At 60.1% G+C, this 19,702-nt stretch carries 19 protein-coding genes; 16 read left to right on the top strand and 3 right to left on the bottom strand.

Annotated features, from left to right (window positions below; translation table 11 throughout):
• Together WNE31_RS15435 and WNE31_RS15430 are read left to right on the top strand one after the other, a co-directional pair.
• Positions 1-693 carry a hypothetical protein gene (locus WNE31_RS15435; RefSeq protein WP_349980844.1) on the top strand — a complete coding sequence of 231 codons (693 nt, stop codon included), beginning with the start codon at positions 1-3 and terminating at the stop codon, positions 691-693.
• Positions 690-2,540 carry a V-type ATP synthase subunit A gene (locus tag WNE31_RS15430; protein WP_349980843.1) on the top strand — a complete coding sequence of 617 codons (1,851 nt, stop codon included), beginning with the start codon at positions 690-692 and terminating at the stop codon, positions 2,538-2,540. Before WNE31_RS15435 ends, WNE31_RS15430 begins: the two co-directional genes overlap by 4 nt.
• An 18-nt stretch (positions 2,541-2,558) precedes the next feature.
• Here WNE31_RS15430 and WNE31_RS15425 read toward each other — a convergent pair whose 3' ends face one another.
• Positions 2,559-3,248: a GntR family transcriptional regulator gene (locus WNE31_RS15425; protein WP_349980842.1), complete on the bottom strand. Its 690-nt coding sequence runs from the start codon at positions 3,246-3,248 to the stop codon at positions 2,559-2,561.
• Between the two features lie 106 nt (positions 3,249-3,354).
• Between WNE31_RS15425 and WNE31_RS15420 the strand changes: the two genes are divergently transcribed.
• From WNE31_RS15420 to WNE31_RS15390, 7 genes are all read left to right on the top strand, one after another.
• Positions 3,355-3,957: an amino acid synthesis family protein gene (locus WNE31_RS15420; protein WP_349980841.1), complete on the top strand. Its 603-nt coding sequence runs from the start codon at positions 3,355-3,357 to the stop codon at positions 3,955-3,957.
• Positions 3,929-4,741 carry an alpha/beta fold hydrolase gene (locus WNE31_RS15415; protein ID WP_349980840.1) on the top strand — a complete coding sequence of 271 codons (813 nt, stop codon included), beginning with the start codon at positions 3,929-3,931 and terminating at the stop codon, positions 4,739-4,741. The genes WNE31_RS15420 and WNE31_RS15415 overlap by 29 nt, the downstream gene beginning before the upstream one ends.
• A complete protein-coding gene (locus tag WNE31_RS15410; RefSeq protein ID WP_349980839.1) occupies positions 4,738-5,658 on the top strand; it encodes a flavin reductase family protein in 921 nt (306 codons plus the stop codon). The genes WNE31_RS15415 and WNE31_RS15410 overlap by 4 nt, the downstream gene beginning before the upstream one ends.
• 3 nt (positions 5,659-5,661) lie before the next feature.
• Positions 5,662-6,699, top strand: coding sequence for an LLM class flavin-dependent oxidoreductase (locus tag WNE31_RS15405; RefSeq protein WP_349980838.1), 1,038 nt, complete (start codon positions 5,662-5,664; stop codon positions 6,697-6,699).
• Between the two features lie 9 nt (positions 6,700-6,708).
• Entirely contained in the window at positions 6,709-8,175 is a 1,467-nt protein-coding gene (locus WNE31_RS15400; protein ID WP_349980837.1) for an aldehyde dehydrogenase, read from the top strand.
• A gap of 211 nt (positions 8,176-8,386) precedes the next feature.
• Positions 8,387-9,400 carry an Ldh family oxidoreductase gene (locus WNE31_RS15395; protein WP_349980836.1) on the top strand — a complete coding sequence of 338 codons (1,014 nt, stop codon included), beginning with the start codon at positions 8,387-8,389 and terminating at the stop codon, positions 9,398-9,400.
• A 10-nt stretch (positions 9,401-9,410) separates the two neighbouring features.
• Positions 9,411-10,649 (top strand): NAD(P)/FAD-dependent oxidoreductase, encoded by a 1,239-nt coding sequence (locus WNE31_RS15390; RefSeq protein WP_349980835.1) that lies wholly within the window; start codon positions 9,411-9,413, stop codon positions 10,647-10,649.
• On the opposite strand, the gene WNE31_RS15385 is transcribed toward WNE31_RS15390, so the two are convergent.
• The gene (locus WNE31_RS15385) at positions 10,646-11,857 is read right to left on the bottom strand and encodes a threonine ammonia-lyase (RefSeq protein ID WP_349980834.1); all 1,212 of its coding nucleotides are present in this window, start codon (positions 11,855-11,857) and stop codon (positions 10,646-10,648) included. The genes WNE31_RS15390 and WNE31_RS15385 overlap by 4 nt on opposite strands.
• A gap of 986 nt (positions 11,858-12,843) precedes the next feature.
• On the opposite strand from WNE31_RS15385, the gene WNE31_RS15380 reads away from it, so the two are divergent.
• From WNE31_RS15380 to nqrF, 6 genes are read left to right on the top strand one after another with little or no spacing between them, the layout of a single operon-like run.
• Positions 12,844-14,178, top strand: a complete 1,335-nt coding sequence (locus tag WNE31_RS15380) for a Na(+)-translocating NADH-quinone reductase subunit A (protein ID WP_349980833.1) — start codon at positions 12,844-12,846, stop codon at positions 14,176-14,178.
• Between the two features lie 3 nt (positions 14,179-14,181).
• The gene (locus tag WNE31_RS15375) at positions 14,182-15,390 is read left to right on the top strand and encodes an NADH:ubiquinone reductase (Na(+)-transporting) subunit B (protein ID WP_349980832.1); all 1,209 of its coding nucleotides are present in this window, start codon (positions 14,182-14,184) and stop codon (positions 15,388-15,390) included.
• The gene (locus WNE31_RS15370; protein ID WP_349980831.1) at positions 15,383-16,198 is read left to right on the top strand and encodes a Na(+)-translocating NADH-quinone reductase subunit C; all 816 of its coding nucleotides are present in this window, start codon (positions 15,383-15,385) and stop codon (positions 16,196-16,198) included. Before WNE31_RS15375 ends, WNE31_RS15370 begins: the two co-directional genes overlap by 8 nt.
• Positions 16,198-16,851, top strand: a complete 654-nt coding sequence (locus WNE31_RS15365) for an NADH:ubiquinone reductase (Na(+)-transporting) subunit D (protein ID WP_349980830.1) — start codon at positions 16,198-16,200, stop codon at positions 16,849-16,851. Before WNE31_RS15370 ends, WNE31_RS15365 begins: the two co-directional genes overlap by 1 nt.
• Positions 16,851-17,459 (top strand): NADH:ubiquinone reductase (Na(+)-transporting) subunit E, encoded by a 609-nt coding sequence (gene nqrE, locus WNE31_RS15360; RefSeq protein WP_349980829.1) that lies wholly within the window; start codon positions 16,851-16,853, stop codon positions 17,457-17,459. The genes WNE31_RS15365 and nqrE overlap by 1 nt, the downstream gene beginning before the upstream one ends.
• A 12-nt stretch (positions 17,460-17,471) precedes the next feature.
• A complete protein-coding gene (gene nqrF / locus WNE31_RS15355; protein ID WP_349980828.1) occupies positions 17,472-18,695 on the top strand; it encodes an NADH:ubiquinone reductase (Na(+)-transporting) subunit F in 1,224 nt (407 codons plus the stop codon).
• A 141-nt stretch (positions 18,696-18,836) separates the two neighbouring features.
• On the opposite strand, the gene WNE31_RS15350 is transcribed toward nqrF, so the two are convergent.
• On the bottom strand, positions 18,837-19,358 hold the full coding sequence (locus WNE31_RS15350; protein ID WP_349980901.1) for a CBS domain-containing protein: 522 nt from the start codon (positions 19,356-19,358) through the stop codon (positions 18,837-18,839).
• 104 nt (positions 19,359-19,462) lie between these two features.
• Here WNE31_RS15350 and WNE31_RS15345 point away from each other — a divergent pair, with 104 nt between their 5' ends.
• On the top strand, positions 19,463-19,648 hold the full coding sequence (locus WNE31_RS15345; protein ID WP_349980827.1) for a hypothetical protein: 186 nt from the start codon (positions 19,463-19,465) through the stop codon (positions 19,646-19,648).
• The last annotated feature ends 54 nt before the right edge of the window (positions 19,649-19,702 follow it).

Below are 19,702 nucleotides of genomic sequence, written 5' to 3'. Positions count from 1 at the left end.
ATGTCTGACCGCGACGCCTATACCGCGCTGATGTGCAGCCTGCCCAGTTCCGAGCGGCTGTTCATCGCCAAGAAACCGCCCCTGTCGCGGCTGCGGCTGGACCGGCGGTTGAAGGCGCTCGCGCCCGAGGATGCGGCCGTGTTGGCGCGGCTGGAACATGTGCTGAGCTGGAATGCCTATGCGATGGATGTGACCGAGGCGGCGGTGGTAAAGCGTGCGAAAGACACGCTTGCCCATATTCCGCAGCCAACCTTGCGCCGCATTGTGCTGGAACGCATGGATTTGCGCACGGCGATGGCGGCGCTGCGCTTGCGCCGCGACGGGAAAACCCCGCCGCCGGGCCCGTTTGGCGTGGGCCGGTGGGAGCGTCACATTCCCGCGCACTGGTCCGAAACGGCCTTTGGACTGTCGCGGGCGATGCCTTGGCTGCCCGAGGCCCAACGTCTGCTTGAGGCGGACGAACCTCTGGCGTTGGAACGGCATATCCTTGAAACCAGCTATCGGCTGCTGAAACGGCACGCCACCCGCCATCTTTTCGATTTCGAGGCGGTCGCGATTTACGTGCTGAGCTGGAGCATTTTTGACCGCTGGGCCCAAAGCGTGCCCGCCGCCGCCGCCCACCGATTTGACACCCTTGCCGCGCAGGCCATGGCCAAACGCGGCGAAATCCGATTTCAGGGAGAGCATGCATGAACGCCCCCACATCAACCGAACAGACTGCCACCGCGCGCGTCGTTGTAGTTCAGGAAGACCTTGTGAAAATTCAGGCGCTGCCCGAAGCGGACGGCACGCCCGGGCACCTGGTCAAAAACGAGGTGGTTTACATTCTGCCTTCGCGCCCCGGTCCAGGCGGACGGCAGGAACAGCTCAAGGCCGAGGTGCTGCAGGTACGGGGCGACACGGCGGATGTGCAGGTCTACGAGAGCACGGCCGGTGTCGCGGTGGGCGATCCGGTTGCACAAACTGGCCTCATGCTGTCGGTCGAGCTGGGGCCAGGATTGCTGGGGCGGGTATATGACGGGCTGCAATCCCCTTTGCCCAAGGTCGCGGCCAGCTATGGCACCTTCCTTCCGCGTGGTGTGGATGTACCCGCCATCGACCAGCAAGCAAAATGGTCCTTCGCGCCCTCGGTCAAGGTGGGCGACACCGTCGAGGCCGGCGACAGCATCGGCGCAGTGCCCGAGGGGCGGTTCAGCCACAAGATCATGGTACCGTTCAACTGGCCCGGCCGGTACAAGGTCGTCTGGATTCAGGAAGGCGCGGCGCAGGTGCATGACACCGTGGCACGTCTGGTGGACGAAAATGGTGGCGAACATGCGCTGACGCTGTCGCAACGGTGGCCGGTGCGCCGCCCTTTGCCCAGCCATCTTCTGAAGCGCGCCTTGTCCCAGCGGACCTATCCGAACGAACCCGTTCTGACGTCGCAGCGTCTGATTGACACCTTCTTTCCGATTGCGCGGGGGGGCACGGCCTGCATCCCCGGACCATTCGGGGCGGGCAAGACCGTGCTGCAGAACCTGATTGCGCGCAATGCCAAGGTCGATATCGTGATCGTTGTGGCCTGCGGCGAACGCGCGGGTGAGGTGGTGGAGACGATCAACGAATTTCCGAAAATGACCGATCCGACCTCGGGCGGAAGCCTGATGGACCGGACCATCATTATCTGCAACACCTCTTCCATGCCGGTTGCGGCGCGCGAGGCGTCAATCTTTACGGGCATCACGTTGGGCGAGTATTACCGCCAGATGGGGTTGAACGTTCTGTTGATCGCCGACAGCACTTCGCGCTGGGCGCAGGCGATGCGGGAAACCTCGGGCAAGCTCGAGGAAATCCCCGGGGAAGAAGGGTTCCCCGCCTATCTGGAAAGCTCGATCAAGGGACTTTACGAGCGCGCGGGCGTGATCCGTACCAATGATGGCGACAGTGGCAGCCTGACCCTGATCGGCACCGTGTCGCCTGCGGGGGGCAACTTTGACGAACCAGTCACGCAATCGACCCTGTCCACGGTCAAGTGCTTTCTAGGGCTGTCTTCGGAAAGGGCCTACAAGCGCTTTTACCCCGCCGTTGATCCGCTGCTGAGCTGGTCGCGCTATCAGGACCAACTGTCCGACTGGTACGAACGACAGGTCAAACCCGGCTGGGTCGGGCGGGTGAAAGAGATGCAGGCGTTGCTGGAGCGTGGCGACCAGATCAGCCAGATGATGCAGGTCACCGGCGAGGAAGGCGTGACGCTTGAGGATTTCGTCACCCAGCAGGCCGCCCTGTTCCTTGACATGGTCTATCTGCAGCAGGACGCGTTTGACGATGTGGATGCGACGGTGCCGCTGGAACGGCAGAAACTGACCTTTGGGCTAATCTATGAAGTGTGTAGCGCGCGCCCGAAATTCGCTGACAAGGGCGAGGCGCGCCAGTTTTTCACGCAACTCACCGGGTTGATGAAGAATTTTCATTATGCCGCGCTTGATACGCCCGAATATGCACGCCTGCTTGAGGAAATCCGCACCCTCTGCCGGTCCCGTATTTCAGGGTTTCACGGCTAGAGCAGCCGTGAGATAGGCTTAGGCCTTCTCGGATACCTGCCCTGCAAGCAGATGTTCGGCGATGCGGGTTGTGTCGTCAAGGTGGCGGTTGATGGCAGCCCGCGCTGCCTCGGCATCGCCCGAGGTGACGGCGTCACAAATCGCTTGCATATGCACGGGGCCTGGTTGGTCGCGATCCGTGCTGGACAATGTCATCATGCGCAGACGGCTGATCCGGCCATTCAGACGTTGCACGACCTCCCAGGCAATGCTGTGACCTGCGCCATCAAAAATGACCTGATAAAAAGCCGAGGTCGCCTGAAAAAGGGCGGCGGGCGCATCGGATCCAAGCACCTGTTTCAAATCTTTCAGCGCCCCCCTGAGGCGGTTTTCCAAATCCGGCGTCATCTGACGGGCACAAGTCATGGCAGCGGAGGTCTCAAGCATGCGCCGGATGTCATAGATCTGCCGGGCATCATCCCAGCTCATCCGGGCCACGATCGGGCCTTTGCCGGGCAGGATGTCGACCAGCCCTTCGGCTTCGAGATAGCGGATGGTCTCGCGGATCACGGTTCGGCTGACCCCAAGTTGATCGCACAGGGGCCGCTCGACCAGTCGCTCACCAGGCTTGAAATGCCCCGCAATGATGGCATCGCGCATCTGGTCCTGCACGATGTCGCGCAGGGTCTTGGGGGGGGTCTGAATTTTGCTGAGGCCGGGATGGGTCATAACTTTGCGATAGCAGGCTCGCGTGGCAGGAACAAGAATTATTGACATACAATATTATGGTATACCATAAATCTGGCAACTGGAATCACTGAGCATAGGTGCGCGAATGCCTGCGGAAATCCGAAAGACCCTGTTGCATGTCGAAGAAACGCTGATCGAGGGCGGCAAACCCGCACCGGTGCCGTTGAAAATGATCGCCGCCGTTGCGGTGATCAGGAGCCCCTGGGCGGGGCTGGGCTTTGTCGAAGACCTGCGTCCCGGCATTCATGAGTGTGCCTCGGACCTCGGCGCGATGTTGACAGGCATGATCCTTGAAGCAGCCGGAGGCGGTGACAAGGTAGAAGGCTATGGCAAGTCCGCAATTGTCGGCGTCAACGGCGAGGTGGAACATGCCTCTGCTCTGATCCACACACTGCGTTTCGGCAACCATTATCGCGAGGCGGTCGGGGCAAAGTCCTACCTTGCCTTCACGAACACGCGGGGCCCGGCGAATGCGCCGTTGCAAATCCCACTCATGGACAAAAATGACGGCGGACGGCGCAGCCACTATCTGACGATTCAACTGTCTGTGGCGGATGCGCCGGGCCCGGACGAGATCGTCGTGGCCCTCGGGGCGTCGGTCGGCGGGCGTCCGCATCACCGGATCGGGGATCGGTATCAGGATCTCAAGGAGTTGGGTCATGACGTTGACAACCCTGCAGCTGTCTGACCCCTTCGGGTGCGTGACTTATCGTACCGCAGGGCAGGGTGCGCCCTTGGTCCTGCTGCACGGGGTCGGCTTGCAATCGGCAGCGTGGGGTCCACAGATCAATGCGTTGTCATCGGGGGCGCGGGTGATCGCATTGGACATGCCCGGCCATGGCAGAAGCGATCCGCTGCCGGATGAGCCCGCTTTGCCCGACTATGTGTCCTGGCTTCACGCGGTGCTGAAGGCGCTCGACCCTGGTCCGGTCGATCTGGCGGGCCATTCGATGGGGGCGTTGATCGCTGCCGGATATGCGGCCACTTATCCCTCGCAAGTCAGGCGGGTCGCCCTGTTGAACGGGGTGTTCCGGCGCGACGATGCGGCACGCGCGGCGGTGCAGCGCCGTGCCGAGGTTATTCGTGCAGGTGACGTCGACACCCAAGCCCCATTGGATCGCTGGTTCACGGATGCTGACAAGGACAAGGCCAGCCGCGATCTGGTCGCTGGCTGGCTGTCGTCTGTGGACCCCAAGGGGTATGGCGATGCCTATGCCGCCTTTGCCGGGGGCGACGCGACCTACGCGGACCGTTTTCCCAGCATCACATGCCCTCTGCTGGCCCTGACAGGGTCGGAGGACCCCAATTCGACTCCTGCGATGTCCCGTGCGATGGCTGGGGCCGCGCCACGGGGGCATGCTGTGGTGATCGACGACGCGCGCCACATGGTCAACCTGACCCACCCGGATCGCGTGAACCTTGCCCTGAATACGTGGCTGACCACATCCGAGGACGAAAGGGAAACCGCATGAGCCGCTTCGATCCGCGCAGCCTGCGCAATGCCTTTGGGTCGTTCATGACTGGTGTGACCGTCGTGACGACGCGGGATGCCGGAGGGCAGCCGGTCGGCTTCACGGCCAACTCCTTTGCCTCGGTGTCGCTGGACCCGCCGCTTGTTCTGGTCTGCATTGCGAACACATCAAGCAATTTTGCCATCTTCGCCAGTGCTACGGGGTTTGCCATCAACGTCCTGTCCGAAGGGCAAAAAGAGGTGTCCAACACCTTTGCCCGCCCCGTAGAGGACCGATTTGCCGAAGTTGTTTGGCGTGACGGACCGCATGGCGCGCCCGTGCTGGACGGGGTGTCGGCCTGGTTCGACTGTGCGATGCACAACCGTGTCGAGGCCGGCGACCACCTGATCCTGATCGGCAAGGTCGAGGCGTTTGATCACGCGGCCTTGCCCGGGCTGGGATATGCCAACGGCGCCTATGTGACTGCAGCGGCAGAGGCCGAGGCACTGGGCGGCACAGCGCAACTGACCGTCTCGGCCCTGATCGAACATAATGGCAGGGTGTTGCTTGTCGAAGACGGGCAGAGCGGTTTCTGCCTGCCGGAAACACGGGTCGGCAAGGGGGGCGCATCCGCCGCCCTTGCCCGGCTGATTGATGACTGTGGTGTGACAGCCGAACCCGGGTTCATCTATTCCGTTTATGAAGACGAAGCGGGCGACTACCAGCATATTTCGTTCCATTGTCCATCGGAGGGTGGCACGCCAACCTGCGGCACCTTCAAACATCTTGACCCTGACACACTGTCCACCATCGCAGATCCAGCCATGCAGACCATGCTGTCACGCTTTGCCGAAGAAAGCCGGATGGGAAATTTCGGGGTGTATGTCGGCAATCAGACCCGTGGCCAAGTCCGCCCGGTCGCATCCAAGAGGAACTGACCCATGAAATTCTCTTTGTTTGCCCATATGGAGCGGATTTCGCCCGATCAGGATCAGAAGAAGCTTTATGACGAGTTCATTGCGTTGTGCAAAATGGCCGATGCCGGTGGGATGCATGCCATCTGGACCGGCGAGCATCATGGCATGAATTTCACCATTGCGCCGAACCCGTTCCTGAACCTCGTTGATCTTGCGCATCACACCAAAAACGTCCGCCTTGGCACCGGGACGGTGATCGCACCGTTCTGGCATCCGATCCGGTTGGCGGGCGAGGCGGCGATGACTGATATCATCACCAGTGGGCGCCTTGATCTGGGGGTCGCGCGCGGGGCTTATTCCTTTGAATATGAACGCATGTTGCCCGGCCTGGATGCCTGGGAGGCAGGCCAGCGGATGCGCGAACTGGTGCCGGCGGTTCAAAACCTCTGGGCGGGCAACTATACGCATGAGGGCGAGTTCTGGTCCTTCCCGAAAACCACATCTGCACCCTTGCCTTTTCAGGATGGCGGCCCCCCGATCTGGGTTGCGGCGCGCGATCCCAACAGCCATGACTTCGCTGTGGCGAATGGCTGCAATGTGCAGGTAACGCCGCTTTGGAAGGGGGACTCCGAAATCACCGATCTTATGGACAAATTCAACGCGGCCTGTAAAAAATTCCCCGACCGGCCCCGCCCGAAGATCATGCTGCTGCAACACACTTACGTGTCCGACAGTCCCGAAGACACCAAGCGCGGCGCCGAAGAGTTAAACCGATTCTACAATTACTTCGGCGCGTGGTTCATGAACAAGCGCGAGATCGAGCAGGGTCTGATCGCGCCCCTCACCGACGAAGAAATCGCGGCCCATCCCTTCTACAGCCCCGAGGCCATGGCGCGTGATCTGGTGATCGGTGAACCCGACGCGGTGATCGCGCGTTTGAAACAGTACGAGGCGCTGGGTTACGACGAATATTCCTTCTGGATCGACTCTTCGATGAGCTTCGAGCGGAAGAAAGCCTCGCTTGAACGCTTTATTCGTGATGTGATGCCCGCGTTTCAGTAAGGACCGACCATGCAGACGTTCCAGCAATATATCGGCGGCGCTTTTGACGATGGCAGCGCCCGTTTCGAGAGCATTGATCCAGCAACAGGGCAGGCCTGGGCGCTGATGCCCGAGGCCCGTGCCGACGATGTGAACCGCGCAGTGGACGCGGCAGAGACGGCCTTTGTCAGCCCCGAGTGGGCCGCGATGACGGCAACCCAGCGTGGCAAGCTGTTGATGCGGCTGGCCGACCTGGTGGCCGAGGCCGCGCCCCGATTGGCCGAGTTGGAAACCCGCGACACCGGCAAGATTATCCGCGAGACCAGTGCCCAGATCGCCTATGTCGCGGAATACTACCGGTATTATGCCGGGCTGGCCGACAAGATCGAAGGCGCGCATCTGCCCATCGACAAACCCGACATGGAGGTCTGGCTGCGTCGCGAACCTCTGGGGGTAGTGGCTGCTGTGGTGCCTTGGAATTCGCAACTGTTCCTGTCCGCGGTCAAGATCGGCCCGGCGCTGGCGGCGGGATGCACGGTGGTTTTGAAAGCCTCGGAAGAAGCGCCGGCGCCGCTTTTGGAATTTGCCCGTATCTTTGACCGCGCGGGGTTCCCCAAAGGGGTGATGAATGTCATCACCGGGTTCGGTCCGGATTGCGGGTCGGTCCTGACCAGCCACCCTAAAGTGGCGCATGTGGCCTTTACCGGCGGGCCCGCGACGGCCCGTCATATCCTGCGTAACTCGGCCGAGAATCTCGCGTCGACATCTCTAGAACTTGGTGGCAAGTCACCCTTCATCGTCTTTGAAGACGCCGAACTCGAAAGCGCGGTGAACGCGCAGGTGTCTGGGATATTTGCGGCCACGGGGCAAAGCTGTGTGGCCGGGTCACGCCTTGTCGTGCAGCGGTCAATCAAGGCGGCTTTTCTGGAACGTCTGAAAGAAAAAGCCGAAAACGTGGTGATCGGACCGCCGGACGACATGGCGACCGAAGTCGGGCCGCTTTGTACCGAAAAACAACGCCAGCATGCACAAGATCTGATCTCGCAATCCATCGACAGGGGCGCACGCCTTGTCACCGGCGGTACCTTGCCCGACAGGGATGGGTTCTACTTCCCGCCCACGATCCTTGATTGCTCTGACGCGCCCGAAGCGCCCTGCGTGACCGAAGAGTTTTTCGGCCCTGTCCTGTCGGTGGTCGATTTCGAGACCGAGGCCGATGCCATCCGGATCGCGAACGACACCCGCTATGGGCTTGCTTCGGGGCTGTTCACCCGAGACCTGACCCGCGCACATCGCATGATCCGGGCGATCCGCGCCGGGATCGTCTGGGTCAACACCTACCGCGCCGTCAGCCCGATCGCCCCGTTTGGAGGGCACGGGTTGTCGGGACACGGGCGCGAAGGCGGGCTTGAGGCAGCGCTTGAATACACCAAGATCAAATCAGTTTGGCTGCGCACCAGCGACGACCCGATCCCTGATCCGTTTGTGATGCGTTGACCCCCTACTTTTTCTTGCGAGAAATACCTCGGAGCGCGAGGCAGAGCCTCGCATGAGGGCACGTAAAGTGCCCTCATCCTGAACGATCTCAAGCTTTCCCACCATCAGAATTTTCTTGCCACGGGTGCTTGGCATGGGGGCCGTGACGTCGCACAAAGAACGTATCCCGTTTGTGCGGGTCAATTCACGCCTGAACAGGACTGGAGCTCCCATGACCGACATCCCGACAGAAAAACTATCTCTGTATCAGATCCGGACTTTCGCAAAGTCCATGCTGATCAAGGCCGGGATGGATGATCACGGCAGCGATGTTTTGGCGGATCTCGTCATGAAATCTGAACGCGATGGGCCGCGCAGCCACGGACTGCGCATGTTGCCCGTCTATGCCCAGAGCTTTGCCTCGGGCTATGCCAACCCTGCCGCCGCTCCGAAAATCGACCGGATCGCCCCGGGCGTGCTGCGCGGGGATGCCGACAACGGCTACTTCCAGATTGCTGCGGAAAAGGCGCGTGCCGAATTGATCGCAATGGCGCGGAAAAACGGCATTGCGGCCTTTACCTGCGCCAACAGCCACCACCTTGGGGCCATGCGGTTCGATACCGAACCTTTGGCCGAGGCCGGTCTTGTGGCGCTAGGGGTGGTGAATTCCCTGTCCATGGTGGTGCCTCATGGTGGGGTGCGGCCGGCGTTCGGCACGAACCCGATGTCCTTTGCTTGTCCGCGCGACGGCAAGGCCCCGATCGTCTGGGATCAGGCGTCTTCCATGGTGGCGCTGATGGATATCAAAATGGCAGCCGCCGAAGGCCACGACCTGCCGCGCCCCGGCGGGCTCGACCCAAGCGGCGCGCCGACCACCGATCCGAACGCCATTCTGGAAACGCGCAGCCTGCTGCCCTTCGGTGATCACAAAGGCGCAGCGATTGCCATGCTGGTCGAGGTTCTGGGCGCGGCGCTTGCGGGCGGCACCCTGTCAGTCGACAATGCCGAGCGTGAGGCGCATGGTGCCCTTAACGTCAAAGGTGGCGCCACCCTGATCGCGATTGACCCCGACAGGTTCGGCAATGCGCAGTTTGCGGGGTATATTGCGCGCATCTGCGCCGAGATCGAAGGGAATGGCACGGCACGTGTTCCCGGCGATGGGCGTCTTGGCAAACGCGCCACGGCGCAGGAAGGCGGCGTCACCGTGGCGAGAGCCTTGTTGGAAGAGCTGGACTATTACAACTGAGGACTGGGGCATGAAACAGGTTGTCGTAATCGGAGGCGGGATCGTGGGCATTTCCTGCGCGCTGTCGCTGCTTGAGGACGGACATGCTGTGACCGTTCTCGATCCGGGGGCGGTGGGCGAGGGGGCCAGTTGGGCCTCTTGCGGCTGCATTGCCGCAGGAGAGGTCGTGCCCCTGTCGCAGCCGGGTATGCTGCTGAAAGTGCCGGGCTGGCTGCTGGATCCCGAGGCCCCTCTCTCGCTTCGCCCGTCCAGCGTCCTGCGCCTGCTGCCCTGGTTCACGCAGTTCACGCTGAATTCCACCCCGTTCCGGATGCGCGCCATTGCCGATGATCTGGCCAAGCTGACCTTTCGCGCGACGGATGATCTGCGGGCGCAGTTGGGCCGCTATGAGGTGCGGGACATGCTGGTCGAACGGCCGGTGCTGAAGATGTTTGATGATGATCGGGACAAGGCGACGATGGGGGCGGCCTTTGATCTCGCGCGCGAGATGGGCTGTACCATTGACGAGATTTCAGGCGCCGAGGCGCATGAAATGGAACCCGCCATTGCGCCGGATTTCCAACATGCGGCGGTGCTGCGGGACTGGAGTTTTGTGGCCGATCCGCGACGCATGGTCATTGATTTGCATCGCGCGTTCGTGGCGCGTGGTGGCGTGGTGAAACCTGTCGCGGGCACGGGGTTCACACGGGAAGATCGACGCGTCACCGGCGTGACCTGTTCCGACGGCGGCACGGTGCCCGCAGACGAGGTGGTGCTGTCGGCGGGCACACAGTCCAAGACTTTGGCCCGCCATTTGGGCATCAAGCTGCAATTGGAAGGCGTGATCGGGTATTCCACGGGGCTGAGCGATCCCGGTGTCGATCTCAAACACACGGTGTTTTATGCCAAGGGCGGCTTTGGCATCACACCTTACGAGAGCGAACTTGCCATTGCCGGAACCATCGAGTTTGCAGGCGAAAATGCCGCCCCGCGCTGGCGACGGGCGGATGTGCTTGTGAAACGCGCGCACCGTGTCTTGCCCGGATTGCAGGTCGAAGGGGCGCAGCGGCGCATCGGGCGTCGACCCTTTACCCCGGATACCCGTCCTATCCTTGGCCGGTCCGACAAAATTGCGAACGTCACATTTGCAACAGGTCACGGGCAGTTGGGGCTCACACTGGGGGCCACGACCGGACGTCTTGTCGCGGACATGGTCGCAGGGCGCGCGCCGAATATGGATCTGGCGGCGTTCGGGCCGGACCGTTTCTAGACGCCGTTGTCGGTGCGGACCTTGAACCCGTGATTGCGCAGCTGGGTGACGATATCGCGCACGTGATGGATGTCGCGCGCCTCGATCACCACTTCCAGTTCGGCCTGTTTCAGGGCCACGGTCTGCATCATGCGTTGGTGGATCACTTCGATCACGTTGGCCCCGCCTTCGCCGATGATCCGCGAGATATCTGACAACTGGCCGGGTGTATCGTCGATTTCGAAGGTCAAGCGCGTGATGCGCCCATCGCTGACCAGCCCGCGCAGGATCAGCGTCGATAAAAGGCGCGAGTCAATATTGCCTCCGCAAATCACAAGTCCCACCTTCTTGCCCTTGTAATGTCCAAGGTGTTTCTCGATGACGGCCAGACCCGCGCCCGGCGCGCCTTCGGCAACTAGTTTTTCGTGACTGATCAGGTCGAATACCGCCTTTTCGATTTCGCTTTCCGTGGCGCTGTCGATCCGGTCCACGTATTTCGCGATGATCTGCATATTGGTCTGGGACGGTTCACGCACGGCGATGCCTTCGGCAAGTGTGGCCCCGCCAAAATTCGTGGCGCCCATGTCAAACTGGGCCTTGGCGGCATCGAACAATTCCGCCTGTGCGCCAATGATTTCGATCTCGGGTTTGAGATCCTTTGCAGCCACTGCCATGCCCGCGATCAATCCGCCGCCGCCGATCGGCACGACGACAACATCCAGTTCGGGGTGGTCCTCGAGCATCTCTATGGCAACCGTGCCCTGTCCGGCGGCCACGATCTCGTCGTCGAAGGGGTGGATGAAGGTCAGGTTGCGATCCCGCGCCATGTCCATGGTGAACTGTACGCTTTCGTCAAAGCCATGCCCGTGCAGCACGACCTCGGCCCCGAAATCCTCGGTACGCTTCACCTTGTTGAATGGGGTGCCCTCGGGCATCACGATGACCGATGGAATGCCAAGTCGGGTCGCATGGTAGGCCACGCCCTGCGCATGGTTGCCCGCGCTGCAGGCGATCACGCCGTTTTCCTTTTCGTCATCGCTCAGGGTCAAAAGCTTGGCCAGCGCGCCGCGGGCCTTGAACGCGTTGGTGTGCTGCAGGTTTTCCAGCTTTAGATACAGCTCAATGCCCAGATGCAATGAAAGGCGTGTGGCCTTGACCATCGGGGTGCGGATGGTGGCGTCACGAATGGCATCATAGGTGGTGCGGATCAGGTCAGGTGTCAAAACCATGCAAGCGTGCCTGTCTGAGAGAATTTGCGCTGCCGCCCATGCGCCAGTGGGAGAGTCCTGCAAGGATCGGATGGACATGTCAATCTTTGGAGGGGTTGGGAAACAATGCTGCATCGCAGCAGTGTGGCGCGGGTGTTACATTCTATGATTTGCATGTGATTGAATTTGCACAGTTTTGTGGCTGCGACATATCACCTCGCTCTTGCAGCAACCGCAGTGCTGTTGGGGCGGTTCACAGCGGCGAAAAGTCACGAATGAAAATCGAAGCAAAGGTCGGGGAACGTGAAGGGTAATCGGCTTGCATCTGGTTGTGGTCCTCAAATGGGTGTCAGGACGTATGACGTTTGCTTCCGGACCGGGCAAATAGTTGCCTTTAAAAAAACGTGTCAAAAGGGTTGGTGAGGTTTGTGTTTTTTTGTGATCACAAAAATAAAGGAGCGTTTGAATTTTCTGCATGTCGTCGCACGCATAGCGCCGAATGCGAAGAATCCATGAGTTTAGGGGGGTTAGAAAGTTGTGTGGGACTGCCGCTGAGAGTGTTCTTTCCTCTTTCGGAAGCCAAGTGATGGCTGGAATACGGGCCATGGCCATGGGTGCACTGAAAGGACGTCGCGTCACTTGTCTGCCAGCACGCATCGCTTCGCACACAACATGCGCCCATCCTTTTGCTGCCCCTCAATTGCGCCAGATTGGGGAAATCTTGTCCATGCAACGACACGCCGGTTTCGAGATGTTTCCCAAAATTACGCACGGAAATTCGAAAAAAACACCAGTCTGGCGGGGTGCGTTTTTTGAGTGATCACAAATGTAAATTGACCACCGAATACCCTTGGCAACGCCCCCCATTCCCCCCTAAAAGACCCTCAGATTCTGACGTCGGGCGCGAAGGTCTGCCTTTTGCCATGCCCGGACGGAACATTCTGCGCCGCCGACGGTACCGGGTCGGCGCTTAGCAAAGGTAGCCGGGCTGAGAAGAACGAAGCGAAATGCAAAACTTTAAACTCAAAAAAGGACTGGATCTTCCGGTCGAAGGTGCCCCGGAGCAGGTGATAGGTGACGGTCCCGCGATCGCACATGTCGCGGTTCTGGGCGGCGACTATATCGGGCTCAAGCCCCGTATGGCCGTCAAGGAAGGGGACGAGGTAAAACGGGGCCAGCCCCTGTTCTGCCACAAGGATGCCGAGGCGGCCCAGATGGTGGCGCCGGCCACCGGTAAGGTGGTCGCCGTCAATCGTGGCGCACGTCGCGTGTTGCAAAGCGTTGTCATTGAAGTCAGCGACGCAGCCGACACCGGTGTTGATTTCAGTGGTGTCGGCAATGGCGATACCGCCGAAGGCATCACTGAAAAACTATGTGCGGCCGGTCTCTGGACCAGTTTCCGCACACGTCCCTATTCGAAGATGCCTGTTCCGGGCACGGCGCCACAGGCGATCTTTGTCACGGCGATGGAAACTGACCCGCTATCGCCCGATGCCGCCGTCATCATCAATGACGCCTCCGAGGCGTTCGCGGCAGGCCTTGCCACGGTGGCGCGGCTGACCGAAGGCACAACATGGCTCTGTCAGGCGCCCGGCGCCGCGTTGGCCGATGTGCCGGGTGTCGAGGTTGCGACCTTTGAAGGCCCGCATCCCGCGGGTCTGGCAGGCACGCACATCCACTTCCTGCACCCGCTTCAGGGCGAAGACCAAGTCTGGACCATCGGCTATCAGGACGTGATTGCCATCGGTCGCCTGATGCAGACCGGGCACCTCGACCCGTCGATGGTTGTCGCGATTGCCGGCCCCGAGGCCCGCAACCCGCGCCTTGTGCGCACCGTGATGGGAGCTTCGACCGAGGAACTGACCGCCGGAGAAATCGAAACCGGGACACCGCGCGTCATCTCGGGATCGATCCTGTCAGGGCGTCACGCCACAGGGCCATTTGCCTATCTGGGCCGCTTTGCCCGGCAGGTGTCGATCATCCGCGAGGACCGTGATCAGACCGTGTTCGGCTGGATCCGCCCGCGTCCCGACAAATACGCAGTTCAGCCCGTGCTGATTTCCGCACTGGCCAACAAGCTTCATCCGCTGACCTCGAACCTGAACGGTGGGCGCCGCGCGATGGTGCCGACCGGCACTTTTGAGACGTTGATGCCGCAGGATTACCTGCCGACCCAGCTTTTGCGCGCACTTCTGGTCATGGACACGGATCAGGCCCAGCAGTTGGGCGCACTGGAACTGGACGAGGAAGACCTTGGCCTTTGCGGGTTCGCCTGCCCGGCCAAGTACGAGTACGGTATGGCGCTGCGCGACAGCCTGACCAAGATCGAGAAGGAGGGTTGATGCATGGGATTGCGCAACTTCTTTGACAACGTCGAGCCGCATTTCACCAAGGGCGGCAAGTACGAGAAATACTTCCCCATCTACGAGATGGTGGAAAGCCTGCTATATACCCCGAAAACGGTAACCACGGTCGCCCCGCACGCGCGGTCCTTCGTGGATATGAAGCGGATCATGACCTATGTGGTGATCGCGACGATCCCCTGTATCCTGTGGGGTATGTTCAACACCGGCCTTCAGGTGCACAGCGCACTGGCTGCGATGGGCCCCGAGGCCGCAACCGGCTGGCGCATCGCGATCATGCAGGCGCTTGGGTTCTCGATGGATCCGGGCGGCGTGTTCGGAAACCTGTTCCACGGGTTCCTGTACTTCCTGCCGATCTACATCACGACTCTGGTCGTGGGCGGCATCATCGAGGTGATCTTTGCAACCGTTCGCGGCCACGAGGTCAACGAGGGCTTCCTTGTGACCTCGATGCTTTATGTTTTGATCGTCCCGGCCAGCACCCCGCTTTGGCAGGTAGGGCTGGGCATCGCCTTTGGTGTCGTGATCGGGAAAGAGGTCTTTGGCGGCACCGGTAAAAACTTCCTCAACCCGGCACTGACCGGGCGGGCGTTCCTGTATTTCGCCTATCCCGCCTATATGTCGGGTGACTCGATCTGGACACCGGTAGACGGCTTCTCGGGTGCAACTGCGCTGGGTGTGACCGCCGCAAACGGTGTGCAGGCGCTGGCTGCCGAGGGCATCACCTGGATGGATGCGTTCATTGGGACGGTCCAGGGATCGTTCGGTGAAACCTCGACCCTGGCCTGTTTGATTGGCCTGGCTTTCCTGCTTGCCACACGCATTGCCAACTTCCGCCTGATCGTGGGCTGCCTTGGCGGCATGATCGGCTTTTCGCTGCTGCTGAACCTGATCGGGTCGGATAGCAATCCGATGTTCGCGATGCCGTGGTACTGGCACCTTGTGCTGGGGGGCTATGCCTTTGGTCTGGCCTTCATGGTCACCGAACCCGTCTCGGCCAGCCACACCAATATGGGCCGCTATATCTATGGCGCGCTGATCGGGGTGATGGTTGTGATGATCCGCGTGATCAACCCGGCTTTCCCCGAAGGCATGATGCTGGCCATCCTGTTCGGCAACGTCTTTGCGCCTCTGATCGACCACTTCGTCGTGCAGGCCAACATCAAACGGAGGGCGCGTCGCCATGTCTGATACGCAAACGCCTGATCAACCCAAGGGCGCCATCGCCCGTTTTCTGGCCGCGCCGCCCGACTCGGTCGGCAAGACCATCTTCGTGGCCGTTGCCCTCTGCCTTGCGGCGTCTATGATCGTGTCGCTGGCCGCCGTGAACCTGCGCCCCGTGCAAGAAGCGAACAAGCTGCGTGACAAGCAGCTCAACGTTCTGCAAGTAGCGGGTGTTTACGAGCCGGGCATGAACGTGGCCGAGGCCTTCGCCGCATTTGAACCTCAGGTTCTGGAACTGGAGACCGGCACTTTCACGGACCAGTTTGATGCCGCGACATTTGACGATATCGCCGCCGCGTCCGACCCCGAGCTGAGCGTCGGCCTGAGCGATGACCCCGCCGGGATTGGTCGCAAGTCGAAATACCGTGTCGTGTATCTTCTGAAAGACGATGCCGGTGCCATCGACAAGGTCATTCTGCCAATCCACGGTTATGGCCTGTGGTCCACGCTGTACGGCTTCATTGCGCTTGAAGAAAACGGCAACGACATCTTCGGTCTGCAATTCTATCAGCACGGCGAAACGCCGGGCCTTGGCGCAGAGGTGGACAACCCCCGCTGGAAGGCGCTTTGGAATGGCAAGAAACTGCGCGATGAAGGCGGCGATCTGCAGATCAACGTCTCAAAGGCACAATCGCCGGCTGGCCCCGACTATCATATTGACGCGCTAGCGGGGGCGACCCTGACCTCGGTGGGTGTCGATAACCTCGTGAAATTCTGGCTCGGCGACGAAGGCTATGCCCCGTTCCTTGCCAAACTCAAAGCGGGAGACCTCTGATGAGCCAGACCAAGAAAGAAATGCTGGTCGACCCTCTGGTCGACAACAACCCGATCACCCTTCAGGTGCTGGGCATTTGTTCGGCACTGGCCGTGACCTCGTCGCTGCAGGTGGCCTTCGTCATGGCGCTGGCGGTAACGTTCGTGACCGCGTTTGCATCCTTCTTCATCTCGATTCTGCGTAACCAGATCCCCGGCTCGATCCGGATCATTGTGCAGATGGTGATCATTGCTTCGCTCGTGATCCTGGTGGACCAGGTGCTCAAGGCCTATGCCTTCGAGATTTCGAAAACCCTGTCGGTCTTTGTGGGTCTGATCATCACCAACTGTATCGTGATGGGGCGCGCCGAAGCCTTTGCCATGAAGAACCCGCCGATTGCGTCGTTCATTGACGGTGTGGGCAACGGTTTGGGCTATGGCCTGATCCTGCTCTTGGTTGGCTTCGTGCGTGAACTGTTCGGCGCCGGCTCACTTTTCGGGATCACCATTTTCGAAACTGTCAACAATGGCGGCTGGTACGTGCCTAACGGCATGTTGCTGCTGCCGCCTTCGGCGTTCTTCCTGATCGGTCTGATCATCTGGGCCTTCCGCACATGGAAACCCAAACAGGTTGAAGAGCGTGAATTCAAAATCCAGACGGTGGAGGGGCACTGATGGAAGGGCTCATTTCCCTGGCCGTAAAGGCCATCTTCGTTGAAAACCTCGCACTGTCGTTCTTCCTCGGCATGTGTACATTCATTGCCGTGTCGAAAAAGATTTCGACCGCGCTGGGGCTGGGGATATCGGTCATGGTGGTGCAGGCCATCACCGTGCCGACCAACAACCTGCTGCTGACCTACCTGCTGAAACCGGGTGCGCTGGCCTGGGCGGGCTTCCCCGATGTGGACCTGACCTTCCTCGGTCTGATTTCCTATATCGGCGTAATCGCGGCCATGGTGCAGATTCTCGAGATGATCCTCGATAAGTTCTTCCCGCCGCTCTACAACGCGCTGGGGATCTTCCTGCCGCTGATCACGGTGAACTGCGCCATCCTGGGTGGGTCGCTGTTCATGGTGGAACGTGACTACAACTTTGCCGAGGCGACCACTTATGGTTTGTCGTCTGGCTTTGGTTGGGCGCTGGCCATCACCGCGATGGCGGGTGTGCGCGAAAAGCTGAAATATTCGGACGTGCCGGATGGTCTGCAAGGGCTTGGCATTACCTTCATCACCGCAGGTCTGATGGCAATGGCCTTCATGTCCTTCTCGGGCGTCAAACTGTAAGGGGGCGGAAACATGGAAACCTTTTCTCTGGGTGTCATCCTTTTCACCCTGATCGTTCTGGCCCTGGTGTCCATCATCCTGCTGGCGCGCTCGCGACTGGTGTCGACCGGGAACGTACAGATCACCATCAACGGCGAGAAAACCGTCTCGGTGCCGGCGGGTGGTAAGCTTTTGCAAACCCTTGCGGACCAGAAACTGTTCGTGCCGTCGGCCTGTGGCGGTGGCGGCACCTGCGCGCAATGTCGCGTCAAGGTTCATTCGGGCGGCGGGTCGATCCTGCCGACCGAGGAAAGCCACATCACCAAGCGTGAGGCCGCCTGCGGCGATCGCCTGTCCTGTCAGGTGGCCGTGAAACAGGACATGGACATCGAAGTGCCAGAAGAGGTGTTCGGCGTGAAAAAGTGGGAATGCACCGTGCGTTCCAACGAAAACGTCGCGACCTTCATCAAGGCGCTGGTACTGGACCTGCCCGAAGGCGAAGACGTCAACTTCCGCGCCGGTGGTTATATTCAGATCGAGGCCCCTGCGCACGAGCTGAAATACACCGACTTTGACATCGAAGAAGAGTATCGCGAGGACTGGGACAAGTTTAACCTTTGGCAGTATGACTCGAAGGTCACTGTACCGATCGAACGCGCCTATTCGATGGCGAATTATCCGGACGAAAAAGGCATGATCATGCTGAACGTGCGTGTCGCGTCGCCGCCTCCAGGCTCAACCGGTATTCCGGCCGGTCAGATGTCTTCTTATATCTTCAACCTGAAACCGGGTGATAAGGTGACAATCTCGGGTCCGTTCGGCGAATTCTTCGCCCGCGACACCCAGAAGGAAATGGTCTTTATCGGCGGGGGTGCTGGCATGGCGCCAATGCGCTCGCATATCTTTGACCAGCTCAAACGCCTTGAGAACCGCGATCGCAAGATCAGCTTCTGGTATGGCGCGCGTTCGAAGAAAGAGATGTTCTTTGTCGAAGACTTTGACGGCCTGGCCAAGGAATTCGACAATTTCGATTGGCACGTGGCCCTGTCCGACCCCCAGCCTGACGATGATTGGGACGGTCTGACCGGTTTCATCCACAACGTGCTGTATGAACAATACCTCAAGGATCACCCGAACCCCGAGGATTGCGAATTTTACATGTGTGGTCCGCCCATCATGAACCAATCGGTGATCAACATGCTGCTGGACCTGGGCGTGGATCGCGAAGACATCATGCTTGACGATTTCGGCGGTTGATCTTCGACAAACGGTTTCAAACAGGGCGGACCTCGGTTCGCCCTGTTTGTCAGGAAAGCCAAAAGAAAACGGCCCGCTCAGCGATATGCTGTCCGGGCCGTTTCTATTTTTCCGGCATCATCGAATGCCGGACACCTGCATTTAGCCGACGATCATCTGTTTCATCTGCAACGCTTCGTATTCAAGCTCTTTGAGGCGGAAATTCACAACATCGCCCACGGTGATCATTCCGGCGAGCGAGTCACCTTCCATCACCGGCATGTGCCGGAACTTACCGTCGGTCATGCGTTGCAGGACCGAGATCATCGAATCTCCGGGGGCACAGGATTGGACTTCTTTGGTCATCAGGTCCTCGACTGCCTGGGGCAGGGTTTGACCTGGGGTGTCGGCCATGCGGCGCACGATGTCCCGCTCTGACAGAATGCCCTTCACTGCGCGGTTCTGGTCGGTGACGACCACGGCCCCGATGCCCTTGTCGCGCAGGATGGTGACGACATTGGCGATAGTGTCGTTCGGGCGCACGGTAATGACATCGCTGCCCTTTTCCGCCAGCAGTTTGGCGATCGTCGTGCTGGACGAGGCTAGATTTGACTGCTTGGTCTGGCTATAGGTTTTTTCGGATTTGTCCCCACGGGACGGGGCTTGGTAAGAGCTTGGTGCCAATGTCATATCCTCCATACAGCGCGCTAACGCGTCCATCTTAGCGCCGCATCTTGATCTGACCAGTGGTTTTCCACCCGAGGGCGCCCCGAGCGGAGAAAAAACGAATGAGTGATCTCTATCTGACCCCATTGACCGGCACGATCCTTGTAGTGCTGGTCGCGTTTTGCGGCCATCGGTTTCGCAAAGCCTGGAAAGAGCAGGACGAAGGCTGGCAGACGCGTGCCTGGCTTTTTGGTGTGCCGGCCATGATGGGGCTATTGGCCTTGGGCTTCGTACCCCTGAAATTCTGAACAAGCGACGCCACCACGCGGGCCCCGATTTGACTCAAATGCGGGCGGGTGGCA

This window comes from Shimia fortis (genome assembly GCF_040225985.1).
In the GTDB taxonomy this organism is placed as follows: Bacteria; Pseudomonadota; Alphaproteobacteria; order Rhodobacterales; family Rhodobacteraceae; genus Shimia.
The sequence above is the reverse complement of the archived record's forward strand: the minus strand, read 5'-3'. Positions and strand labels throughout refer to the sequence as shown.